This window comes from Sarcina ventriculi (genome assembly GCF_900456775.1).
In the GTDB taxonomy this organism is placed as follows: domain Bacteria; phylum Bacillota; class Clostridia; order Clostridiales; family Clostridiaceae; genus Sarcina; species Sarcina ventriculi.
Genome location: NZ_UAUL01000001.1, coordinates 704129 through 721049 on the forward strand (window position 1 = coordinate 704129; position 16921 = coordinate 721049).

Below are 16921 nucleotides of genomic sequence, written 5' to 3' on the forward strand. Positions count from 1 at the left end.
GCTCAAAATTATCATTTCTATAAATTTGATTGCATTTAAAAATATATAAATAAAATCTAAATTTCATGTTATATAAACATTCTATTCAAAAGATTTTAAAGCATAAATATGAATTTTAATACACTATAATTTATATTTAAAAATTAAAAAGCTCTGAAATAATATTATTTCAGAGCATAAATACAAATCAAACACACGCATCATCTAAACTAATGCTTTTTTCATTTTCTTCTTTCATCCAGACTTTACTGTCGGCTTTGGAATCTCACCAAATCTGCCTTAATTAGGCTCGCGGGCTTTACCGCCGGTAGGGAATTTCACCCTGCCCTGAAGACTTTTTATTAATTTATGTTTTTATTTTAACATATTCACATTTAAAAATAAATAACATTCATTAAAATTTAATATAAATATTTTTAATTTACTAATATTTATATATGTATGAGTTCATAAAAATATTAATAAACTTTAATATTTATTTAAAAATTCTTTTTTTATTCTCCTGTGAAATATTTTCCTAATATAATATATATTAAATGAGATTAGGAGGAATTTTAATGAAAATTTTTTACGGTTCATATGGTTTTGATATACTATCTATCTTTTTGATGATATTAAGTTGTATATTAAGTCTTTTTAACATCACCTCTATTATAGGTTTAGCTATTTTTATTTTTGCCATATATAGAGCTTTTTCAAAAAAAACATATAAAAGAATAAATGAACTTAATAGATTCACTTTTATTGTTAACAATATATTATCTAAGTTTAATAAAAAACTCCCAGATACTCTTCCTAGATTAACTTTTAATAATATTCCTTCATTTTTTAATCAAATAAAATATGAAGTACAATATAAAATAACTAATTTCAAAAAATACAAAATTGTTAAATGCCCAAAATGCAAACAAAAATTAAGACTTCCTCGTGGAAAAGGTGCTATAATTGTTACTTGCAAATCTTGTTCACATAAATTTAACCTAAGAACTTAATGCCATTTTAATATTTTTTAATGATTGTTGATTTTAGATAAGCTAAACTATTTTTTTACTTTACTAAAATCAACATATTTTTTTATTCTTAAACTTTTCTATAAACCTCTATATTTGCTACACCTAAATTTCTTGGTATTAAATCACCTTTTATTTCTTCTCCATTTATAAGTATTTTATTCTCATCAAATTTTACCACTTTTATTTTATAATTTTCTTTTTCATTATTTATTTCTAATTCAAAATCTCCCAATGAATCTAACGCTAGAGGATTTATTTTGTATCCTTCATTTTTATAAGTCTTAAATCCTAAAAGCCATTCAAGTCCAACTTTATACATCCAACCTGCTGTTCCGGTATACCAACTCCATCCCCCACGTCCTCCATGAGGTTCTCTCATATAAACGTCCGCCGCCATAACATATGGCTCTAGTTTATATTTCTCACAGTCATCTTTGTTCTTTGTATGATTTATTGGATTTATCATATTAAAATATTTTAATGCTTTCTCACCCATACCAAGTTTCGCAAAAGCTAAAATGACCCAAGTTGCAGCATGTGTATATTGCCCTCCATTTTCTCTAACTCCAGCTACATATCCTTTAATATAACCCGGCTCCTCTTTTTTAGACTTTTCAAATGGTGGAGATAGCAATTTTATTATATTTAAATTATCATCAATTAAATATTTTTCAACAAAACTCATAGCCTTTTTAGCCCTTTCTAAATCTCCAGCATGAGATATTACTGACCAACTTTGTGCTAATGAATCTATTTTACAATCAATATTTTCCTTTGAACCAAGTGGAGTTCCATCATCAAAGTAAGCCCTTCTATACCAACTACCGTCCCAAGCATTTTTCTCTAAATGTTCCCTTATAAACTCTTTCATTTTTAAATATTTTTCTTTACGCTCAACATCATTCATATAAGTACAAATATCATCAAATCTTGAAAGTATATCATATATAAACCAACCAAGCCAAACACTTTCACCTTTTCCTTCATTGCCAACAGTACTCATACCATCGTTCCAATCTCCACTCCCCATAAGAGGAATATTGTGAATTCCAAATTTTAATGATTTTTCTATAGCTTTTATACAATGTTCATATATGCTTCCCATTTTTGATGATTGATTAACTATTGTATATCTTTCATCTTCACCAGATTTTAAAGGTTCATCTTCTAAATAAGGAGATACTTCATTTAAAATCGTATAATCTCCAGTAAAGTTTATATATTCTGCGGTAACATATGGAAGCCACAAAAGGTCATCTGAAAATCTAGTTCTTATACCACTATTTATTATAGGATGCCACCAATGCTGAACATCCCCTTCTATATACTGTCTTGACGCACTTTTTAAAATTTGCTCTTTAGTTATATTAGGCTTTATAAGACCGATAGACATAGAATCTTGAAGTTGATCTCTAAATCCATAGGCTCCTCCTGATTGATAAAAAGCTGTTCTCGCCATATATCTACAACTATAATTTTGATATAAAAGCCAACCATTTAATAAATAATCCATAGATTTATTTGATGTTTTAACCTGTATAGCACCTAAAAATTTTTTCCAATAAGCTTTAATATCCTCTAAAGCTTCATCCACATTGTTCATGTTAGAATATTTATTTATTTTATTTTCTATATCCTCTAAAACCTCTTCTTCACCTAAAAGTACTACAAGCTCTTTTCTCTCTCCTGCATTAAGTTTTATTTTACTTTGAATCACTAAACAAGAATCTAAAACACTTCCGAAAACTCCCTTTAAATTTTTTTGTCTTAATGCTTTAGGGGCTTTTAATCCTTTGTCAAATCCTAAGAAATCACTCCTATCACAAGTAAAGTTCAAACTATCTCCACCTAGTATAGTTGCATAAGCTTTTAACTTTCCAAAATATTCAGAATATCTATTTTCTCCAAATATATAATTATCCTTTTTATAAGTTGTAATATATTTTTTAGTATTAAAGTTTAACACGCCTAAAACAAGCTGTGCATAGAAAAATACCGATATTTCTCTATCCCTATTTGATGTATTTTCTAAAACTATCTTTTCAATTTTAACTTTCTCATCTTTTGGACAAAACAAAGTCATCTCAGATTTTATTTCCAAAGCTTTATGATTAAATATTGAATATCCAAATCCATGTCTTATTAAATATTCACCATTATCTCGAACTGGCTCTGGTGATATTGAAAAATATTTTCCGGATTCATCATCTCTAATATATAATGCCTCTCCTAAAGTATCTTTTATATAATCATTACTCCAAGGCGTTATTTTATTTTCTCTGCTATTTTCACACCATGTATGACTAGAACCACTTTCTGAAACATTAAATCCAAAATTATTGTTTGCTATTACATTTATCCATGGAGCAGGAGTATTTTTGTTATTATCTAAATATATAACATAACTTGAATCCTTCTTATCAAATCCGCCATATCCATTAAAAAAATCTAGTTCTGATGTTATATCATATATTTTTTCTTCTGTCATATTTTCATTTAAATCATTTATGTTTTCAGGGAAATCATACTTCATATCCTCTACAATATCATCTGATGTTATTTGTGTTAATATAGTTTCTCTTTCTTTATTTATATAAAAAGACGCTATTGCTAATAAAAAGTCGTGAATATCTTCGCTCATAGTTGATTTATTATAAAGAAATACTCCACCTTGTTTATTTATTACATCTTCTAAATATAGATTATTTATACTATTTAGTATTTCTTTTTGAAGAGGTTGATCATAACTTATTTTTTCATTATTATAAATTATTAAATCTGTTTTTAATCCTTTGCTTCTCCAATACTTTTGCATTTTAATCATAGCTATTGCAAGATTCATTTCATCATTATTTTGAATATCTACCATAGCTATTTTTAAATCTCCAGATATTCCATAAGCCCATAAATCTTTTTGAAATTTATTTATACTTTTTATATATTTCTCATAACTTTTCATATTATAATTTAAAAACAACATATATGATGCTAGTGCTTCATATATATTAGCCTGTTCTGAACTTATATTAAAAGACTTTAATTCAATCTGCATAGATTTATTGTACATATTAAACGAACTCTCTAGCCTCGAAACCTCACTATATTCCTTAACAAGTTTTATTACATCTTCCTTCGACGAAGCTACACCAGTTATAAAATAAACCTGCTTTTTAACATCTTTAAGTAAGCTAATATTTGTTCGTATACTTAATATAGGATCTAATACTGTTCCCAATGTGTTAGACAATGATTTATTACTTTCAAAAACACTAGGACAATCCAAATCTTTATTTCTTCCTATAAAATTTAATCTAGCAGTTTCATAACTTACATCGAATAAATCACTTCCTATTAATTTATGAAATATATAAGAAACTTTACCATTTTTAGTCCTTGGTTTTCTTTTTCCAATTAAAACTTTATGTTCTTTATCATATTCTGTTTCTATAAAAAGATTTGAAAATCCAGGGTGAGCAGTATCTGCATCAAAAGTCGCTAAAACAACTTCCATATAACTTGTTATTTCTAAAGTTTTATCAATCTCTCCAATATTTTTTAACGTTACTTTTCTTATATCTAAATCATCTTCTGGAGCTACTACAACCTCCATTGAAGTTTCAACATCTTTATATTTACTGTTAAATAAAGCCTTATCAACAGAAAAACTAACATCATAGTTTTCTTTATTTTTCCTACAAGGTTCATAAGTTGCACTCCAATAACTATTATCTTTTAAATCCCTTATATAAATAAAAAATCCACTATTATCTAAAGTGTTATCACCTTTCCATCTATATAAAAGTTCTTCATTTTTTTTAGAATAGCCACTTCCAGTCAAAGTTAACATAGTTGAAAATGTTCCATTTGAAAGCAATAAAACCTCTGGATTTTTTCTTAAAATATTTTTATATACTCTTGGTACTAGTTCCTTAATATTGATATTTTTTTTATCTTCAATTTGTTCTAAATTTCTTTCAAAAGTTATAAAACTAGGAATTTTCTCCTTTAAAATAACTTCAGTTGCTTTAATTGCAGGAATACTATGAAATATTTTTTGTATGTGATTATCATTTAAAACATTGTCTAAAGCTAATAAAGACATTCCCAAGTGATGAACCATATAACATCTAACATTCCTGCCTTTTCTCTTTATATTCGTTATCCCATCTTTATTACTTTTAGAAATTATATTATCATCTAATATTTTATTTATTCTGTTTGGTGTAAAATCTATGGCTTCTATAAATCCATACTTACCTAGTGCACCATATTTTTCTAATAATCTTAAATTTTTAATTGATTCTATTGGTGCCATTGTAAGTGTCATTATACTTGAATAAGGTGATACTACAAGTTCATTTTCTAAACCTCTTTTTAATCCAATTCCTGGGACACCAAAAGCTCTATATTGATAATTCTCTGATGCATCAAACTCATAAAAAGCTGACTCTGATATTCCCCAAGGCACCCTTTTCTTTTTACCAAATGCAATTTGAGCCTTTATAACAGATTTATAAGTCAAATCTAAAAGAGTTCCTGAATAATTTTTCATTATTAAATTTGGCATAAAATATTCAAACATAGTTCCACTCCATGAAACTAAACTCTTTCCCCTAAATGCATTTGTCATAGCTCTTCCAAGCTTAAACCAATGACTATAATCAACTTCATTTCTTGATATTGCCAAAAATGATGCTATTCTAGATTCTGAAGCTAAAAGATCATAATGAGATTCTCCTAATGAATTATTTTCCAAATTATAACCTATTGAAAAAAGCTCTCTATCCTTATCATATAATATTTTAAAATTCATTTTATTGCATATTTCATCTATATTATTTATTAATTTCTTTACCCGAACTTCTATATCTTTTATATCTATTGGATTTTCTAAACAGTTCAATTTAGAGGTAATCTCATTCTCTAATCTTTCTCTCCAATAAACATTTTCTTCTCCTTTAAAATACTCTCTTTTATTTTTAATATTTTGCAATTCTTCATTTAACACATTTATAAAGTCAGTTTCATTCAAAAGAACTTTATTTATGTTTAATTCTTCTCCCAAAATAGAATAAGTATCTTTAATAGCAAAGATTTGTTTTTTTGTGAATATAGTATTTTTTTTATAATCATTAAGTACCTCTTTTACAATTAAAAGACAAGCCAATAAATTTCCACTATCAACTGTTGAGATATATCTAGGATATAGTGGTTTTCTTGTTTTTGTATCATACCAATTTAAAAAATGCCTATTATATGTTTCTAATAACAACATACTACTTATTATTTTTTCTATTCTAGATAACGCATCTTCAAAAACTATATATCCTAAATCTAATGCTACTACATTTGATATAAGCCCCATTCCAATATTAGTTGGTGACGTTCTATAAGCTATTCCTTTAAAAGGCAATTCTTGATAATTATCTGGAGCTAAATAATTGTTTTCTTCATTTATAAAATCATCATAATATGCCCAAATTCTTCTACTTAATTGTCTTAAATATTTTTTGTCATTCTCTTCTAAATCAACTTTATCACAAACTATTTTTTTACTAATATTCCATGCTATAAGTGGAGCTAAAATCCAAAGAATTGATAGAGCATAAGTTATTAAAAATATTGCTAATCCTCCTTTAAAAGCAATAATCATAAAAATTATTCCACATACAGTTGAAAACCACATCTTTGAATAATAATAATTTAATGTACCTTTTACAGCTTTATCTGCTTCATCAGATGTTTCCCATTCTAACATATGCTTTTTAGATATAAAGACTCTATATAAAGTTTTTATTATTGCACAAACCATAGTATATGCTTGATACGGAATAAAACTTATAATTAAAAGCACTTGCTTAAAACTTTTAATTGTTCCTATTAACTTATTTTTAGGAGTTACAACAAAGTCAGTTATATTAAATAGTAAAGGAATCATAACTGCTAAGAATAGTATAAAAATTAATTCAATTTTAAAATCTAAAAAATATAAAATAACCCCATATCCAAACAAAATCCACGGTGCAATTATGCTTCTTCTTAAATTATCAAATATTTTCCATTTTGATAGATGAGAAATATCCATATTAAAAAGCCAAGGTATAAGCTGCCAATCTCCTCTTACCCATCTTTTTAATCTTTTTATACTACCTATATACGTTGTAGGATAATCATCTATAAATTCACTATTAGTTACAAGAGCACATTTAGCATAACATCCCTCTAACAAATCATGACTTAAAACCTTATTATTAGGTATATTTTTCTCTACAACCTCATAAAAAACATCAATATCTATAATACCTTTTCCTGTAAATATTCCTTCCGCAAAAAGGTCTTCGTAGGTATCAGAATAAGCTATGGAATACCCATCAACTCCTCCTTCTCCACCAAAAATCTTTGCAAATTTACTAGCATTAGCACTTTCTAGAGATATTGACACTTTAGGCTGCATAATTCCATATCCTCTCTCAACCCTACCATTTTTAATAATAGCTTTATTTAACGGATGAACCATTGCACCTATTAATTTTTTTATATTATTTCTAGGAACAAAAGTATCTGTATCTAAGGTTATTATATATCTTGCATCTCTTAAGTTTTCAATTGAAGTGCTTATAAGATTGAATGTATGATTTTTATCTTTCTTTAAAAGATTAATAAACTCTACTATTTTTCCTCTCTTTCTTTCTCTTCCCATAAATATATTTTCTTTAGGGTTGTAAGTTCTTTTTCTATTTAAAAAGAAAAACTTACATTCTTCTTCAAAATTATATTTCTTATTCAAATTCTCTATATTTTTTAGAGCAAAAATGTTTAATATGCTATCCTCATCTCTATTTTCCGTAACAGAATCCTTAAAATCTGCAAGTATAGCAAAATAAACATTACTAAGTTTATTAGCTAAATATATAATCTCTAATTTTTCTACTAAATTTAAAATATCATTTTTAGAAGATATAATAGTAGGGATTATAACTATAGTTTTATTATTATTTTCTAAATCATTTATATACATCTTAGGCACATGTCTTATATCCACATGTTTACACACATATCTATTTATTATTGATACTATTATTTCACTGCAAGGCACTAAAAGAATTATTGCTGCCACTAAATATTTATATATCTCAAAAGGTTCTCCTAAAAGATAAATTATAAATAAAACTATAAAATCTATTAAAAGTGTTCCAAAAATATTTATACTTAAAAATTTTGAATATGAATAAATATTTTTAAGATTAAGTTTTAATTCCTCTCCCAATTCTTCAATACCATTATCTACTAAATAATACCCAACATGCTTTTTATATTCACAATTAATAACATTATTTCTCCTTGATAAATCAATTGCTTTTGTTGCAATATCAATTTCATTTATCCCACATTTCTTAGATATTTTCTCTATTTTATGACGGTAATAATCTTTAGATTTAAAATCCATTTTTTCATATGCCAAAGCTGGGTCTTGCATAAGTATTTTCTCAACCATTGAAGTATTTTGAAAAAAATTTCTCCAATTTATACTGTCTATTTGTCGAAATGATATTATAGATGCTCCAATTTCCTCTTCTAATGATGCCTCTAAAAAATTAATATTTTCTCCGTTTTCTTTATGTTTAAATTCTTCTCTTATTATTTCATTTATTTCATTATTTTGAGTTAAATTATATTTTATAGCATTATTTAATGACTGCAAAAATATAAATGATTTATTTTTTATTTGTTCTTTTAAATCATTTAATTTGTTATAATTTTCATCTAATAATTCTAAAGTACGAGCTAAATCTTCCCCTTCTTTTTTATCTTTTTGCATATCTTTTAAACTATCAGTAAACTTTGATAAATTTATTATTAAGCTTGCTCTAAGCATTAAAGGAAATGCCCATAGTTCACCCATTGTTAACATTTCATTCTCATTTTTTATAAAATTTATACAATCTATTTCTGTAATTTTTCCTCTATGACTTTTAACTATTTTCATAGCTAAATTAAATATTCTAGGAGAAACTTTTTTATCAATATCTTCTAAAATCAAATTATTAAAATATTGAATAGGCATATTGAGTTTAACAACTTTATACTCTTTTTCAATAAGATAAATATTATCAAGAAGCCATTGCCCACCCCCTATAATTTCTTCTTTTTCATTAGATAATTTTTTTATGTAGCTATGAGTATCTTTTATTTTAATTAAACTATCTTTTAATTCTTTTAAAATATTTTTTCTACTAGACACTAAATTACTTTTACTCACTACTGTTCTCCTTTACAAAATTCTTCCTTAAAATAGTTTTTACCAAAAAACAAAAAATAATTACTAATATTCATTAATTTTTAAAAATTTAAACATATTTATGTACATTTTTTGAAATAATAAAATTTATTTAATGTAAACAACTCCATACCTTGACCTACTTAATTATTAATTTTATAATCAACTTAAATCCAATTTGGATTTAAGTTTGTTTAAATAAATAAAAAATAATTTAGAAAGGGTGACTATATATTGAAAAAATTATTTCATCTATTTTGGGTATATTTAAAGATATCTTCCACAACTCATGGAGGTGGCTATGCCATGATTGGAATAACAGAAAGGGAATTAGTTGAAAATGAAAAATTAATTTCTGATGATGAATTCATGGAAATTATAAGTATGTGCCAAGCATTTCCTGGACCTATTGCAATTACATCTACTGCCTTTGTAGGATATAAATTATATGGTCTAACAGGTGCCATTGCAGCTCTTTTGGGTATTTTATTGCCATCTGCCATAGTAATTTTTATAATATCATCTTTACTTGTCGAATATCATACAAACCCCTATGTAGAAGCTGCCATAAGTGGTATAGATGCCGTTGTACCAATGCTTATACTACTTGCTATTGTAAAATTTGGTGCAAAGTTTAAAAAAAATGCTCATAATATAATACTTGCTATTATAGCTATCATAGCTTTAGAATTTTTCAATCTAAATCCGGCTATATCAATTGTTATCTATGCAGTTTATGGTTTAATTGTTTTTAAATTTTTATATAAAGAAAAATAAACCTTATTAAAGTTTTTTATAATTTACTTTAATAACCTTAATATTTTACATAGCTAATTTTAAAATATAAACATTTACAAAACTTGACTTAACAATTTGTTAATAATATAATTTTCTTGAGTCCAAATTGGATTTAAGTTTTTAATGTTTTAAGGAGATGCATATTTTGTTTAGCTTAGATAACTTAAACCAAAAAGAAAAGCAAATTTATAAAGCAATAATCACATCTAATAACAAATTAAAGAAAGATATAATGACTGAACTTAATTTGCCTAAAACCACAGCAAATAGATTATTGCAATCTTTAATAAATAAAAATCTTATAAAAGAAATTGGTACTGATAAATCAACAGGTGGCAGACCACCTATTATTTATGGTAGTAAAGAAGATAGTTTTTATATAATAGGCATGGATTTAGCTAGAAGTTATTCAGAAGTAATTATACTAAATAGTTCTCTAAAAATAATTTTTAATCATAAAATTACAATGACAGAAACTTCAACTCCTGAATCTGTAATTAATTATCTATCATCTAAGATTAAAGAGGCTTTAAATCAATTATATATCAATGAAGATAAAATACTAGGAATGGGTATTGGAACTGTTGGACCTGTAAATATTAAAACTGGTATTTTAGGAAATGTGACTAATTTTAAAAACAATTCTTGGAGTGGAGCTGACATAAAATCATTAGTATCTAAACACTTTTCATTTCCTCTATTTATAGGAAATGGAGCTAACATGGCAGCATTAGGAGAATTTCACTTTAACTATAATCCATTAGTTCAAAAAGTTGCTTATGTAAACTTAGGGCTTGGAATTAGATATGGCTTAGTAGTTAATGGAAAAATAATAAAAAATCCTAATAGCAAAGAAGATGCCTTCGGTCATATGACAATTAAATATGACGGTGATTCTTGTCCTTGTGGAAACAATGGTTGTCTTGAACTTTACGCAACTATTGGCGGTATAGAAAAAATATATAAAAAATATTCAAACAAAGATATTTCTTTAGATTTAATAGTTCAAAATATAAAAGATGAATTTAAGTATACAGAAGCTGACTTAAGTAATACTAAATTTATTGAACACATGATTAACTATTCAGAAAAAACAAATAATTTTTCTTTTAAGGCATTAAATGAAGGAATTAGAATATTATCCTTAGGACTAAATAATTTTTCTAATCTAATAAATGCAGATAGGATAGTTATAAATGGTCCCTTAATTCAATTAGATTATATAATTTACAATTTGCTTTGTTATCATTTAAAAAATATACACAATAATGGCTCAGTAGATTCGATATACACCACTGAAGGATATTTTAAAGAAAATATAATTTCAACTGGTGCGGCTTTTACTATGCTACTTAACAAACTGCAATTATAATTCATTTCACTAACAAATTATTCTTATTCCTTAAAATAATTTAAAACAAACTATTATAAATTTAAAAGAAAGAGTGATTACATATGAAAAAATATTTACACCTCTTTTGGACATATTTAAAAATCTCTGCTACAACACACGGTGGAGGATATGCCATGGTTGGGATAATGGAAAGAGAACTTGTTGAAACACAAAAAATGATGTCCGGTGAAGATTATATGGAAACTGTAGGGATTTGCCAAACATTCCCTGGACCATTAGCTATAACATCTTCAGGTTTTATTGGTTATAGATTAGCAGGAATTGGCGGAGCTATTTCTTGCCTTCTAGGAGTTTTATTACCCTCTTTTGTTATAATTTTTATAATTTCTACTATATTACTAACATTTGACCAAAACCCATATGTTAAGGCTGCCATAACTGGTATAGATGGAGTAGTTCCTATGCTTATCTTACTAGCAGTTGTTAAATTTGCTGCAAAACTTAAAAAAAATGTGCATAACATTATAGTTGCAATTATTGCACTTATTGCTTTAGAAGTATTTGATGTGAATCCAGCAGTTGTAATAATAGCAGCAGCAATTTACGGTTTATTTGTATTTAGATTCTTATTCAGAGATAAAGGAGGAGCTAAATAATGATATTGATTCAATTATATGTAGTATTTTTAGCGGTTGGAACATTAGCTTTTGGTGGAGGATACGCAATGCTTCCATTTATAAAAAGTCTTTTGGTAAACAATATGCATTGGATAACAGCAGCTCAATTTACAAGCTATATAGGTATATGCCAAATAGCTCCTGGCCCTGTTTCAGTTAACCTTACATATTTTGTTGGATTTAAATTAACAGGAGTTCCAGGTGGAATATTGGCCATGATTGGACTATGTACTACACCATTTATTTTAGTATCGATTGCCTTTAAAGCCTTCTCTAAATTTAAAGATTCTGTTGTTTGGAATGCTTGTTTAAAAGGAATGAAACCAGCGTTAATCGCATTACTTTTAAGCGCTTTGGTTATGGTTTGTAAAACAGCTTACATAGGAAAAACATTCAATGGAGAATGGCATGAAATTGTAATTACAGTGATTTCAGGTATTCTTCTATTCTCTAAAAAGGTTCATCCAATCTTTATAATTATTTTAGCGGCAGTCCTTGGAATAGTATTTCAATTTGTACCTTTATTCAATTAAAGTTGAAAATACAAAAAGGTTTGTATTCTTTAAAACTACACATAGTTTTATTTAATACAAACCTTTTTTATTATTTCAAATATAAATTAAAATATTTTTTAATAATTTTCAACATTTACACATACAACGCCACTTAAATCTTTAATTTCATTTACTAGCTCCATGATTTTTACATTATTCTTACATCTAAACTTAGAACTTATATGATATATATTTATCTCATCTAAAGCCTCTTTTTCAATTTTATAACTTAAAATATAATTAGAATTTTTTCCAAGTATATCCATTATTTCATTTCTAGGCTTAGATTGAACCTTAATATTCATCTCAACAACTTTATGAGAACTTAATTTAAATATTCTTTGAAAAAACTCAAGTCCTACCAAAACTGCAATTGTTCCTAAAATAGCTATCATATAAAGACCAGAACCTGATGCAAGACCTATTGCTGCTACAACCCATATACCGGCTGCTGTTGTTAAACCTCTTACTATTTTTCTTTCAATTATTATAGTTCCTGCTCCTAAAAAACCTATTCCGCTTACAACTTGTGCTGCAATTCTACTCGGGTCTAAAGAAATATTATTATACCTTAAAACATCTGCAAATCCATATTGAGATACTATCATTATAAGAGCGCTACCAACTCCAACTAAAAAATGAGTTCTAAGCCCAGCCTCTTTTGAACGAAGCTCTCTTTCAAGACCAATAGCTCCCGCTAAAATTCCAGCTAGAACAATTCTAAGTACTATATCATGAATATTATAAGTAGGTACTGCATTCATATATCTTCCCCCTTTGTAATAATAATTAAATATGTATACGATTGTAAAATTATATGATTACAATATAAAAGCTAAAGCCTTTATAAATTAGGCCTTATTTTATCACATTATTCAATTTAAATAAACAATAAACCTAAAATTAATTAAATAAATTTTTATATCACTTATTTAATTTAATAATATAAAAACCTTAGTACAATATATAAAAAAATATAGAAATAATTTATAAAATTAAAACCATTTTACTAGGTATTTTTTATAATAACTTAAATTAAAACCCAACCTAAATTTTTAGAATTATAAATTGTATTTCTCTAATATTATATTAATCTTTATTAAAAACATATTCCTACTATGATAAAATAACTAAAAACCTCCTCATAAAATAAACATTTATGAAGAGGTTTTTTATTAAAATTATTTCATAAGCTTACTAATATTATTTGTAAATTCAACTGGATCTTCTATTGCTAATCCTTCTATAAGAAGTGCCTCATTATATAAAAGATTTGTATATAAATTAAACTTTTCTTTATCATTTTCATAAGCATTCTTTAATGCCTTAAACACATCATGATTTGTGTTAATTTCCAAGACTTTTTCAGCCTTTACACCTTCATTATTAGGCATAGCACTCAAAATCTTTTCCATCTCAATTGTTACTTCTCCCTCTGCTGATAAGCAAACTGGATGATTTTTTAATATCTTTGATGCTTTAACTGCTTTAACTCTATTGGATAAAGTTTCTCTCATAGCGTCTAAAATATTTCCTGTTTCTTTAGTTTCCTCTTCTGATAATTCTTTTTTATCCTCAGGTTCAATTCCTAAATCTCCACTAGACACTGACTTAAATTCTTTCTCTTTATAAGAGTTCAACATTTTTATAGCAAATTCATCAACATCTTCTTTAAAATATAAAATTTCATATCCTTTATCTAATAAAAGCTCTGTTTGAGGAAGTTTTTCTATTCTATCTATCGAACTTCCAACTGCATAATAGATATATTTTTGATTTTCTTGCATTCTTTCTAAATATTCATCTAAAGTTACTAATTTCTTTTCTTTTGAAGAATAGAACATTAATAAATCTTCTAAAACATCTCTATTAGCTCCAAATTCACTATATACGCCATACTTTAATTGTCTTCCAAAAGAATTATAGAATTTTTCATATTTTTCTCTATTATTCTTTAACATACTTTTTAATTCATTTTTTATCTTAGTTTTAATATTTTTAGCAATAAGTCTTAATTGTCTATCATGTTGAAGAATCTCTCTTGATATATTAAGAGATAAATCCTCTGAATCCACAACCCCTTTTACAAATCCAAAATAGTCTGGAAGAAGGTCTGCACATCTATTCATTATTAAAACACCATTTGAATATAACTCTAAACCTTTTTCATATTCTTTAGAATAAAAGTCATACGGTGCTCTCTCTGGAATAAATAAAATTGAATTATAACTTACTGCCCCATCAACACTTATATGAAGATGACTAAGTGGTGTGTCAAAACCATAATGTTTCTCTAAATAGAAATTATTATAATCCTCATCCTTAAGTTGAGTTTTATTTTTCTTCCATAGAGGAACCATACTATTTATAGTTTCTATTTCCTTATATTCTTCATATTCATTTTCACTACCTTCTTTAGGCTTGCTCTTAGTTAATTCCATTTTAATTGGATATCTTATAAAATCTGAATACTTCTTAATAAGAGATTGTATATTATATTCATCTAAATATTTATCAAAATTCTCATCATCATTATTTTCTTTTACTTTTAGTATTATTTCAGTTCCAACTGTTTCCTTATTAGTTTTTTCAATAGTATATCCATCAGCACCTTCTGATTCCCATTTATAAGCTTCACCACTATTTAATGCCCTACTTATAACAGTAACCTTATCAGCTACTAAAAATGCTGAATAAAAACCGACACCAAATTGACCAATTATTCCATGCTCATCATCTAATTCATTTTCTTTTTTAAACTTTAATGAACCACTTTGAGCAATAACACCTAAATTATTTTCAAGGTCATCTTCAGTCATTCCAATACCTGTGTCTTCTATTTTTAAAATTCTATTTTCTTTATCTATGTGTATGTTTATAAAGTAGTTATCTTTATTAAAACTTATTGACTTATCAGTTAATGCTTTATAATAAATCTTATCTATAGCATCACTCGAGTTTGAAATAAGCTCTCTTAAAAATATATCTCTATTTGTATAGATAGAATGAATCATAAGGTCTAACATTCTTTTAGATTCTGATTTAAACTGTTTCTTTTCCAAAATAATCTCTCCTTTATAACATATTACATATGTTTTATTTATTAGCACTTAATCAATTCGAGTGCTAACCATAATTTTTATATAACACATTTTATTATTTATGTCAATACTAGTAATTTATTGCCTAGCTTTATAAAATGCCTATAATTCCATATTTATTTTTTCTCTGTATGCTTTAGGACTTACACCATTTATTTTTTTAAACATTTTAGAAAAATTTAATGGATCCCTATATCCTACTGACCTTGCTATATCACTTATAGATAATTTATCATTATTAAGTAAAGCATATGCCTTTTCCATTCTATAGTTTAATAAAAATTCCTGAGGCGATATATTTAAGTTTTTCTTAAAAACAGTAAAAAGATAACTTCTATTTACTCCAATAAAATTAGCTATATCGGTAATTTTAATGTCCTCTATATAATTATGCTCTATATATTCTATGGCTTTTTTTATATAAATATCGGTTTGCTTTTCTACTTTCTCTTTTTGATACTCTGTATTTCCAACCAATTCAGCCAAAAATAAATACAATAATCCCTCTCTTTTAAGTTCATCTTCAAAATTTATATTTTTTAATTTTAATATTTCATCAATATATAATTTTAAAGCATTAGGTTTTTTTGCATAATTAAATATCAAATTTTCTCTATTTAAATCTGCATTTTCTAAATAACTTTTAGCCTTAAGCCCATTAAAACCAATCCATATATACGTCCAAGGATTAGTTTTATCTGCTTCATAATATGTTAATGTATCTGGGCATATTAAAAATCCTTGATTTTGTGTCAAATTATATTTTTTATTTTCTACAATATAACATCCTTTTCCCTTTAATATAAAATGTATTAAATAATGATTTCTAACTGCAGGTCCAAAACTATGCTCTGGTAAACATTCCTCAATGCCACATTGACATAAAAACAAATCTGATTGTTCTTCATTTTTATATTCTAAATACTTAAAATAATTATCTTCAGAATATTTAACAGGTGCCATAATAAATTCCTCCATGCAATACACTATATGTTATATTATTTTATATCAATTTACATTGCAATTCTAGTATAAATTAATATTTAATGTAATTTTTACCTAATTAGATTTAAATATTAAAAAATTATTTGTAAAACTTAATTACTATTCCCAATACTCTATATTCTAAAACCTATATATAACATT

The 16921-nt window shown here is 26.0% G+C and carries 9 protein-coding genes and 1 riboswitch; of the genes, 5 read left to right on the top strand and 4 right to left on the bottom strand.

The window, feature by feature from the left end:
- Positions 1–222: 222 nt before the first annotated feature.
- Positions 223–339, bottom strand: a riboswitch (FMN riboswitch).
- A 218-nt stretch (positions 340–557) separates the two neighbouring features.
- A complete protein-coding gene (locus DR020_RS03125; protein ID WP_055259806.1) occupies positions 558–992 on the top strand; it encodes a zinc ribbon domain-containing protein in 435 nt (144 codons plus the stop codon).
- A gap of 88 nt (positions 993–1080) precedes the next feature.
- Here the strand turns inward: DR020_RS03125 and DR020_RS03130 are convergent, their stop codons facing one another.
- Positions 1081–9273, bottom strand: a complete 8193-nt coding sequence (locus DR020_RS03130; RefSeq protein ID WP_112365234.1) for a GH36-type glycosyl hydrolase domain-containing protein — start codon at positions 9271–9273, stop codon at positions 1081–1083.
- A 252-nt stretch (positions 9274–9525) separates the two neighbouring features.
- On the opposite strand from DR020_RS03130, the gene DR020_RS03135 reads away from it, so the two are divergent.
- From DR020_RS03135 to DR020_RS03150, 4 genes are all read left to right on the top strand, one after another.
- The gene (locus tag DR020_RS03135; protein ID WP_112365235.1) at positions 9526–10068 is read left to right on the top strand and encodes a chromate transporter; all 543 of its coding nucleotides are present in this window, start codon (positions 9526–9528) and stop codon (positions 10066–10068) included.
- A 166-nt stretch (positions 10069–10234) separates the two neighbouring features.
- Positions 10235–11461 carry an ROK family transcriptional regulator gene (locus tag DR020_RS03140; RefSeq protein WP_160110438.1) on the top strand — a complete coding sequence of 409 codons (1227 nt, stop codon included), beginning with the start codon at positions 10235–10237 and terminating at the stop codon, positions 11459–11461.
- A gap of 83 nt (positions 11462–11544) precedes the next feature.
- Complete coding sequence (locus DR020_RS03145) at positions 11545–12099, top strand: chromate transporter (RefSeq protein WP_055259814.1); 555 nt, start codon at positions 11545–11547, stop codon at positions 12097–12099.
- Positions 12099–12653 (top strand): chromate transporter, encoded by a 555-nt coding sequence (locus tag DR020_RS03150; RefSeq protein WP_112365237.1) that lies wholly within the window; start codon positions 12099–12101, stop codon positions 12651–12653. The genes DR020_RS03145 and DR020_RS03150 overlap by 1 nt, the downstream gene beginning before the upstream one ends.
- A 98-nt stretch (positions 12654–12751) precedes the next feature.
- Here the strand turns inward: DR020_RS03150 and DR020_RS03155 are convergent, their stop codons facing one another.
- The 3 genes from DR020_RS03155 to DR020_RS03165 form a co-directional block, all read right to left on the bottom strand.
- Positions 12752–13438 carry an MgtC/SapB family protein gene (locus tag DR020_RS03155; protein WP_055259818.1) on the bottom strand — a complete coding sequence of 229 codons (687 nt, stop codon included), beginning with the start codon at positions 13436–13438 and terminating at the stop codon, positions 12752–12754.
- Between the two features lie 417 nt (positions 13439–13855).
- Entirely contained in the window at positions 13856–15736 is a 1881-nt protein-coding gene (htpG, locus tag DR020_RS03160) for a molecular chaperone HtpG (RefSeq protein ID WP_058992300.1), read from the bottom strand.
- 141 nt (positions 15737–15877) lie between these two features.
- The gene (locus DR020_RS03165; RefSeq protein WP_112365238.1) at positions 15878–16738 is read right to left on the bottom strand and encodes an AraC family transcriptional regulator; all 861 of its coding nucleotides are present in this window, start codon (positions 16736–16738) and stop codon (positions 15878–15880) included.
- Between the last annotated feature and the right edge of the window lie 183 nt (positions 16739–16921).

Bases quoted from the DNA above. Each gene is read 5' to 3' on its own strand.
- DR020_RS03125 (WP_055259806.1), top strand. From the start codon at position 558: ATGAAAATTTTTTACGGTTCATATGGTTTTGATATACTATCTATCTTT.
- DR020_RS03145 (WP_055259814.1), top strand. From the start codon at position 11,545: ATGAAAAAATATTTACACCTCTTTTGGACATATTTAAAAATCTCTGCT.
- DR020_RS03150 (WP_112365237.1), top strand. From the start codon at position 12,099: ATGATATTGATTCAATTATATGTAGTATTTTTAGCGGTTGGAACATTA.
- DR020_RS03155 (WP_055259818.1), bottom strand. From the start codon at position 13,438: ATGAATGCAGTACCTACTTATAATATTCATGATATAGTACTTAGAATT.
- DR020_RS03165 (WP_112365238.1), bottom strand. From the start codon at position 16,738: ATGGCACCTGTTAAATATTCTGAAGATAATTATTTTAAGTATTTAGAA.